Annotated in this window: 7 protein-coding genes; 3 read left to right on the top strand and 4 right to left on the bottom strand. The window is 69.6% G+C overall.

Annotated features, from left to right (window positions below; translation table 11 throughout):
• Positions 1–37: 37 nt before the first annotated feature.
• Complete coding sequence (locus tag ACWDSL_RS33760; protein WP_450491764.1) at positions 38–2,923, bottom strand: molybdopterin-dependent oxidoreductase; 2,886 nt, start codon at positions 2,921–2,923, stop codon at positions 38–40.
• Positions 2,924–3,327: 404 nt separating this feature from the next.
• Positions 3,328–3,609 carry a type II toxin-antitoxin system Phd/YefM family antitoxin gene (locus tag ACWDSL_RS33755; RefSeq protein WP_450491763.1) on the bottom strand — a complete coding sequence of 94 codons (282 nt, stop codon included), beginning with the start codon at positions 3,607–3,609 and terminating at the stop codon, positions 3,328–3,330.
• Positions 3,610–3,616: 7 nt separating this feature from the next.
• Here ACWDSL_RS33755 and ACWDSL_RS33750 point away from each other — a divergent pair, with 7 nt between their 5' ends.
• On the top strand, positions 3,617–3,832 hold the full coding sequence (locus tag ACWDSL_RS33750) for an antitoxin VbhA family protein (protein ID WP_450491762.1): 216 nt from the start codon (positions 3,617–3,619) through the stop codon (positions 3,830–3,832).
• A 73-nt stretch (positions 3,833–3,905) separates the two neighbouring features.
• Here the strand turns inward: ACWDSL_RS33750 and ACWDSL_RS33745 are convergent, their stop codons facing one another.
• Positions 3,906–4,454, bottom strand: a complete 549-nt coding sequence (locus ACWDSL_RS33745) for an ATP-binding protein (protein WP_450491761.1) — start codon at positions 4,452–4,454, stop codon at positions 3,906–3,908.
• A 148-nt stretch (positions 4,455–4,602) separates the two neighbouring features.
• Here ACWDSL_RS33745 and ACWDSL_RS33740 point away from each other — a divergent pair, with 148 nt between their 5' ends.
• On the top strand, positions 4,603–5,526 hold the full coding sequence (locus ACWDSL_RS33740) for a helix-turn-helix domain-containing protein (protein WP_450491760.1): 924 nt from the start codon (positions 4,603–4,605) through the stop codon (positions 5,524–5,526).
• On the top strand, positions 5,523–5,738 hold the full coding sequence (locus ACWDSL_RS33735; protein ID WP_450491759.1) for a DUF397 domain-containing protein: 216 nt from the start codon (positions 5,523–5,525) through the stop codon (positions 5,736–5,738). The genes ACWDSL_RS33740 and ACWDSL_RS33735 overlap by 4 nt, the downstream gene beginning before the upstream one ends.
• Positions 5,739–5,760: 22 nt before the next feature.
• Here ACWDSL_RS33735 and ACWDSL_RS33730 read toward each other — a convergent pair whose 3' ends face one another.
• Positions 5,761–7,263, bottom strand: coding sequence for an AAA family ATPase (locus ACWDSL_RS33730; protein ID WP_450491758.1), 1,503 nt, complete (start codon positions 7,261–7,263; stop codon positions 5,761–5,763).
• Positions 7,264–7,446: the final 183 nt, after the last annotated feature.

Below are 7,446 nucleotides of genomic sequence, written 5' to 3'. Positions count from 1 at the left end.
TGTGTGGTGTGGGGGGGGTTCAGACATCCTTCTGCTCCTACTTCCCCGAGGCGGCGGGGGCCGGGGCGGGCGCCGGCCGCTCGGCGGTCTTCAAGGCGGTGACGACCTGGTCGAGCCAGGCCTTGGCCTCGTTCTCATAGTCCGGTTCACAGTCGGCGCGCGGGGCCAGCCGTATCGCGTCCAGCTCCGCCAGGCGTTGGTCGAGGCGGCGGCCGTGGCCGCAGAAGTCGTCGTACGAGGAGTCGCCGAAGGCCAGAACGGCGTAGCGCCGGCCCTTCAGTCGCGGGGCGTCCGGCGAGGCGAGGGCGTCCCAGAACCCGGCGCCGTTGTCGGGGGCGTCGCCGTCGCCGAAGGTACTCGTGATCAGCAGCAGGTCGGTGTCGTGCGGCAGCGCGGCGGGGTCGGCCTGCTCCATGGGCAGGAGGGAGGCGAGGTGACCATCGGCGGTGAGCCGCTGCGCCGCGGCGTTCGCGAACTCCTCGGCGTTCCCGGTCTGCGACGCCCAGAGGATCACGACCTGGCGGCGGGAGAGCCGCGCGGAGCCGCCGTGGCCGTACGCGGTGGAAGGCGTCGCCTCGACCCTGGAGGCCCTGGAGGCCCTGGAGTACATCCCGGCCAGCACGCCGTTCACCCACAGGACGTGCTCCGGGCTGAACGGGGCGTCCGGCGGCAGCACCGGTACGCCCGGGGCGCCGGACGGGATACCGGTCAGGAAGCCGGTCAGATACCGGCGTTCATGCTCGGCCAGGACCGGCGGCGGCGCGGGGTCAAGCCCGAACGGGCCGGGAACGGACGGGCCGGACACGGAGGCCGCAGCCATGACCGGGTCCCGCACCGTCACCGGGGCGGCCACCTTGGTCAGCGACACCGCGCACACCTTGAGCTCGGGCTGGAACGACAGCGGATCGACGGCGTCGCTGGTCACCGCGTTGACGCTCAAGTACTCCCCGAACAGGTCGTTCCAGTGGAACGGCGCGAAACAGCAGCCCGGCCGCACCCGGTCCGTGACGACCGCGGGCAGCACGGCCCGCCCGCGCCGCGAGGCAACCTCCACCGAGTCCCCCTCGGCGATGCCCAGCCGAGCCGCGTCCCGGGGGTGCACCTCCACGAAGGGGCCGGGGTTGAGCTTGTTCAGCTTGGGCACCTTGGCCGTCTTGGTGAGGGTGTGCCACTGGTGCTGGAGGCGGCCCGTGTTGAGCACGTACGGGTAGTCGTCGTCGGGCAGCTCCGCCGCCGGCAGGTGCGGGCGGGCGTAGAAGGCCGCCCGGCCGCTCGGGGTCGGGAAGGTCGGCGAGCCGTCCTCGCCGACGTACCGGATCGGATTGCGGTCGGGCCCGTCCGCGGTCGCCGCCGGCCACTGCACCGGGGTGGCGCGCAGCCGCTCGTAGCTCACCCCGCGCAGATCCCAGCCGGTCGCCGGGTTCCAGGCACGCTTGATCTCCTCGAAGACCTCCTCGGCGCTGTCGTACGCGAAGCCCTTCTCGTAGCCCATCGCGCGGGCCACGGCGGCGATGATCCGCCAGTCCGCCATCGCCTCACCGGGCGGATCGGCGGCCGGCCGGGCGAGGGTGAGGTTACGCTCACTGTTGATCAGGACGCCCTCCGCCTCGGTCCACAGCGCGCCGGGCAGGACGACATCGGCGTACGCGTTCGTCTCCGTCTCGGCGAACACGTCCTGCGTGACGACGAACTCGGCGGCCTCCAGCCCCTCGATGACCGTCTTGCGGTTGGCGACGGAGGCGACCGGGTTGGTGCAGATGATCCAGCACGCCTTGATGTCCCCCTCGGCCATCTTCTGGAACATCTCGACCGTGCCCTTGCCGACGCCGTCGGCGCGCAGCGCGCCCGGCTCCAGCTCCCACAGCTCCTCGACGAAGTCACGGTCGGCGTCGGCGAGTACGGACCGCTGTCCGGGCAGCCCCGGCCCCATGTAGCCCATCTCCCGGCCGCCCATGGCGTTGGGCTGCCCGGTGAGGGAGAAGGGCCCGCTGCCGGGGCGGCAGATCTTGCCGGTCGCAAGGTGAAGGTTGATCAGGCTATTGGTGTTCCAGGTGCCGTGCGTGGACTGGTTGAGCCCCATCGTCCAGCAGCTCATCCACTCCCCCGCCTCGCCGATCAGCCGGACGGCCTCGCGGATGTCGTCCTCCGGGATGCCGGTGATCTCCGCGACGGCGGCGGGCGGATAGTCGGCGAGGAAGCGGGGCATCGCCTCCCAGCCCTCGGTGTGCGCGGCGATGAACCCGGGGTCGGTGTGGCCGTTCGCATGCAGCAGCTGCAACAGCCCATTGAGCAGCGCCAGATCCGTGCCCGGCTTGATCTGCAGGAACAGATCAGCCTTGGCCGCGGTGGCGGTGCGCCGCGGATCGACGACGATCAGCTTCGCCCCCGCTTTCACCCGATCCATCATGCGTAGGAAGAGGATGGGATGGCAGTCGGCCATGTTGGCGCCGATGACGAAGAAGACGTCCGCCTTGTCGAAGTCCTGGTACGAGCCGGGCGGCCCGTCCGCGCCCAGCGACAGCTTGTAGCCGGTGCCGGCGCTGGCCATGCACAGCCGGGAGTTCGACTCGATCTGGTTGGTCCGGAGGAACCCCTTGACCAGCTTGTTCGCCAAGTACTGCGCCTCCAGGCCCATCTGCCCGGAGACATAGAGGGCGACCGCGTCCGGCCCGTGCTCGTCGATGATCGCCCGCAGGCGGCGGGCGGTCTCCGCGACGGCGTCCGCCACGGGCGCGGACTGCGGCTCCTCGCCGCGGTCCGGCCGGACGAGGGCGGTGGTCAGCCGCCCCGGGGCGGCGAGCATGTCCGCGGTGGTGGCGCCCTTGGTGCACAGCCGCCCGAAGTTCGCGGGGTGCTCCTTGTCCCCGGCCGCCTTCAGCACCGTACGCCGCCCGTCCGGCCCCCTCCCGACGTCGAGGACCATGCCGCAGCCGACCCCGCAGTACGAGCAGACCGTCCGCACCTTCGTCGTGCCCTCACTCCGCGAGCCCGGTGCGGCCACGGGCGCCCCTCTCTCCTGATCGACCTGGTTCGGCCCTTTGTGACCGCCGTACGTCCGTGATCGTACAAACGACTCATTACGCGGGCGTCTCCGCGGCCGATCGTCAGGGGTAACACCCACCGCACACAATCCGGCGGGGCGATGTGAGCGGCCCTGCGCAGCGTGGACCGTACGGTCAGGCGGCGGATCCCGATGCCCCGGACGGCAGGGTCTCAGGGAACCTGGCGGTGGACATCGCGCCGATTACCGACAGCCAGGACCAGACAAATCAGCTTGAGCATGTCCCGCTGCGCGTGCGGCGTGAAGCGCGTGACGTACCCCGAGGGTCAGCCCTGATCAGCACGGAGCAGGGCGGCCATCTCTTCGAGCGAGACAGACCCTTCCGTACCTTCGGACTCGGCTTCGTCGGCCAGCCGGTTGAGCCATGCTTCTTCAGCGTCTTCGGCGATCCGGCGCAGGCGCTGGTACTCCTGGATGTCGATCACGACGGCTTCCTGCTTGCCGCGCCGGGTGATGATCGTCGGGGTCTCCGCCCGGCAGGCACGGTCAATGACGTCGGCGAGGTGACTGCGGACCTCGGCCATGGATTCGACGACGGGATCACTCATGTCATAAATGTGTCAGATGTGTATCTCACCTAGTGCCCCCGAGAGGTTCAGCCGTCGCGTCGCCCGCGGCAAGGCAGCCGAATCCGTCACGGGCTCCCTCGCTGCCGAGGGTCTCCGGCCGACATCCGCCTCCGACCAGGACGCCGACACATACGTACGCGGCGCTATGTCGGCCGAGGAGATGGCCACTCGCGCCCTGGTCCGCCACCACCCCGAGCCTTAACAGGCGCCCGAGTGAGTTGCGGTGAGTATCGGACAACGACACGCCATGCCGTCGGCGTGTCGCTGTCCGATACTCACCGCAAACCCGGCGGGCCAGGGATGGGCGAACTAGGGAGAAGGTAGTCCGCCCAGACCGTCTTGCCCGAGCCGTCGGGCCGTAGGTGCCAGTCCCAGCGGGTGGCCAGGTGCGATACGAGGAGCAGGCCGCGGCTTGTCTCCTCGGCGCCGGGGCCATCCGAAGCAGGCGGGACGGCAGGGCGTCGCGGCACACCCCCGGCGCGGGCGTCGGTGACCTCGATCCGAGCGGTGGCCGGGCGCGCGTGCGCCGCCGTCACGCGCAGGCGGAGGTGGAAGTCACGGCCGGGGACGCGGCCGTGCCGCACGGCATTCGAAGTCAGCTCGGCGACGATCAGGTCGATCTCGTCGTGGGGCTCGGTGCCGTACGGGATTCCCCATGTGTCCAGCCGGACGGCCGCCAGGCGCCGAGCGAGACGGACACCTCGGGGTGTGGAGGTGAAGCGCATCTCGAAGGTGAGGTCAGCCGGGGTGGAGGTGGTAGTCAAGCGCCGGGTGGGGGTGGTGAGTTGGGTGGTACGGGTGGGGCTGTCGGGATTGTTCGTCATGCCGACCACGGTCCCGCTGGTCGCGTAGCGTTAACCAGTGGTGACGCACCGACGCGGACCAGTTGTCCGCGCGGTGTGTGTACGGGTACGAGGCGCGCGGCGTGACGGCGCCCCTACCGGGGGCGTTGGGCCGGGGAGGCGGTGATCGATGACGGAGCGTACAGGTGCTGCGGCGGAGGCCGAGGCGGTTCCGCGCGGTGGCGGCGGAGCGGTCGTCAACCTTGCGGATGGCTGGGAGGGTGACGGCGGGGCCGGGCGGCGGCCGGAGGACAAGGCGGGTCGGGGCGTCATCACGGCGTTCGGGCAGACCATGAAGATGCTACGCGTGCGGAAGGGGATGGAGCGCGAGGAGTTCGGCAAGCGGCTCGGGTACTCGGCCTCCACCATCGCGGCGTTCGAACAGGGACGGAGGATTCCGTCGCCCCGGACCATCGACCGGGCGGACGAGGTACTGGAGACGGACGGGTTGCTGTGCCTGTGGAAGGACGAGGTGGAGCGGGCGCAGTATCCGGTGTTCTTTCAGGGGATGGCGACGCTGGAGAAGGAGGCCATTGAACTTCTCTCGTACGACACCCTCGTGATCAAGGGCCTGCTCCAGACCCAGGAGTACATGAGAGCGCTGCTGGCGATGCGACGTCCGGTCCTGGACCAGGAGACCATCGAGCAGCGCGTGGCCGCGCGATTGGCCCGGCAGGACATCTTCGAGCGCTGGCCCGCGCCGCTGATGAGCTTCGTGGTGGACGAGTCGGTGTTGCGGCGCCGGTATGGCGGAAAGGACGTTCTGCGAGGACAGCTGGAACACCTCCACCTGATCGGCCAGAAGCGGAACGTCGAGATCCAGGTCATGCGGCTCGACTCTGAGGAGAGCGCTGGCGTGGACGGGCCGTTCACGGTCGTCACCCGCACGGACGGCAAGAAGTTCGTATACGTCGAGGCTCAGGGAACCAGCGCTCTTCAGACCGACCCGGAACAAGCGGCTCTCGCCGCCGCGCGCTATGGGATTATCCGGTCACAGGCTCTCACTTCACGAGAGTCACTGGGGTTCATCGAAGGGTTGCTGGGAGAGCTATGAACAACGCTGAGTCCTCGACCGTCGCCTCTGGCCTCGTCTGGTTCAAGAGCAGCTACAGCGGAGCCGAGGGCGGCGATTGTGTAGAGGTGGCAACCGGTACGGCAGTTGTGCACGTCCGCGACTCCAAGGCCGCCGCCGGGCCCGTCCTCACGGTGTCGCGTGAGGCATGGGCGGGCTTCGTCGGGTTCGCCTCGTCGGAGCGGGGTCTCTGACGCTCGTGCGTGGAAGTCGAGGTCAACCGATCCCATAGAGGCTCGGCAGGTCGACCAGGAGAAGATCGTCGCGCCGGGCCGCGGACTCGATCAGGTCCGGGTAGAACCCGTGCAGGGAGAACAGAGCCAGGGTGGTGCCCGTGGTGTCGTAGCCCTGGTCGGCGAGCAGAGTGCGGATGCGTTCCAGGCGTTGCAGGTCGCCGGTGCCGCGGCGGGCGGCGGTGGCCTTGGCCTCGCCAAGGAGGGCGATCCGGGCGCGGGGGGCCTGCGGGCGCTCGCCCAGGGCCAGGGCGATGACGTCGACCTCGTGCTTGGTGCGGGCCGCCGGGTCGGCTACCTCGGTGGTGCCGACCGGACCGGGCAGGCCTCCCGGAAGCAGGGTGTGGGCGTATCGGCGGGTGAAGGTGCGGGCGAGGTCCTCGAAGTGGGGGCCGAGGATCTTGGAGTTGAAGGTCGGCGCGGCGGCCTGCCACACCTCTTCGGCGAAACCCTGTTCGACGGTGGCCGCCTGCGGCAGGGTGATCAGCTGATTGAAGCGGATGATGGGGTCGGCCAGGGTGATGACGGGGTGGCGGGGACGCAGGATGTCCTGCTCGCGCTGGATGTAGCTGGTGGACTCCAGGACGTCGAGCGGGTGGGTGACGGCGTTGCGCTGTCGTTCCAGGGCCGCGCCGATCTTGGTGGGGGTGGTGGCGCCCTGGGCGATCGCGGTGAGGATGTCGTAGTAGAGGGTGTGCTGGGTGATCCGCGGATCCTCGCGCAGCAGATACTCCGTCTCCGTGCGCGAGTACACCGCCCGCCCCGGGTCCAGGAGCGTCCGCGTAAGCCAGGAGACGAAACCGTCGTTCGGATGCGGGCGGGCCGCCACCGGCCGGTAGCCGGGAGCGCCACCGAGGACGGCGTGCACCTGCAGGGCGGTCAGCGGGTCGTCGATCTGCCAGAACGCACGGCTGGCCCGGTAGTCGAAGGCCCCCAGCCTCAGGTCGATCACCGCACGGCCGCGCAACGGCTTCGTCCCCGACAGCAGTTCGTGCATGACGCTCATCGCGGACCCACACAGGATCACCCGCGCTCCGGGTCCGTCCCCGGTGCCCCGCTGGCGCTCGTCGTAAAGCTGCTGAAGCAGGCCGGGGATCTCGGGAGAGTGCTGGAGGAGATACGGCAACTCGTCGATCACCAACAACGGAGTCTGCGAACGCGCGGTGACATCGAGGGCGTTGGACAGGACCTCACGCCAGTCGGTCAACCGCAGCGTGCCAGGCTGCAGACCCGCGTGGACCGCGATGGCGTCGCTGAACCGCCGGATCGCCGGCAGCCGTCCTTCCTCCCGCACCGCGGTGACGTACAGGCCCCCGACCCGCTCCGACAGCGCCTGCAGAAGATACGACTTCCCGTGCCGCCTGCGCCCCGACACGATCCCCAGACGCATCGCCGGATCCGGGTCCGTGAGGAACTCGGTGAGCAGACCCCACTCACGGTCACGGTCGACCACGTCCTCGGGCTTGGCAAGCGTGCTCTCGTCCACCGGAACTCCCCACCAGCCTGGATCGACCTCGACATGTCTAAGTCTACTTAGACGGGATCGGTCCAACCCGACTTTCCTCCGGCAAAAGAAGTTACTCGCGGCGATCGCCGCGGAGCCGTGTCGGCGCCTCTTTCCCACAGGCTCAAGGATCGCCACGCACTCCACGTGATGCGTCACCAGAAA

It is taken from the genome of Streptomyces sp. NPDC000941, assembly GCF_053599555.1.
This window is presented reverse-complemented; position numbering and strand designations above follow the sequence as displayed.

What these genes read in the sequence shown, in the direction of transcription:
- ACWDSL_RS33760 (WP_450491764.1), bottom strand. Translation starts at nt 2,923, where the DNA reads ATGGTCCTCGACGTCGGGAGGGGGCCGGACGGGCGGCGTACGGTGCTG.
- ACWDSL_RS33755 (WP_450491763.1), bottom strand. Translation starts at nt 3,609, where the DNA reads ATGAGTGATCCCGTCGTCGAATCCATGGCCGAGGTCCGCAGTCACCTC.
- ACWDSL_RS33750 (WP_450491762.1), top strand. Translation starts at nt 3,617, where the DNA reads ATGTGTCAGATGTGTATCTCACCTAGTGCCCCCGAGAGGTTCAGCCGT.
- ACWDSL_RS33745 (WP_450491761.1), bottom strand. Translation starts at nt 4,454, where the DNA reads ATGACGAACAATCCCGACAGCCCCACCCGTACCACCCAACTCACCACC.
- ACWDSL_RS33740 (WP_450491760.1), top strand. Translation starts at nt 4,603, where the DNA reads ATGACGGAGCGTACAGGTGCTGCGGCGGAGGCCGAGGCGGTTCCGCGC.
- ACWDSL_RS33735 (WP_450491759.1), top strand. Translation starts at nt 5,523, where the DNA reads ATGAACAACGCTGAGTCCTCGACCGTCGCCTCTGGCCTCGTCTGGTTC.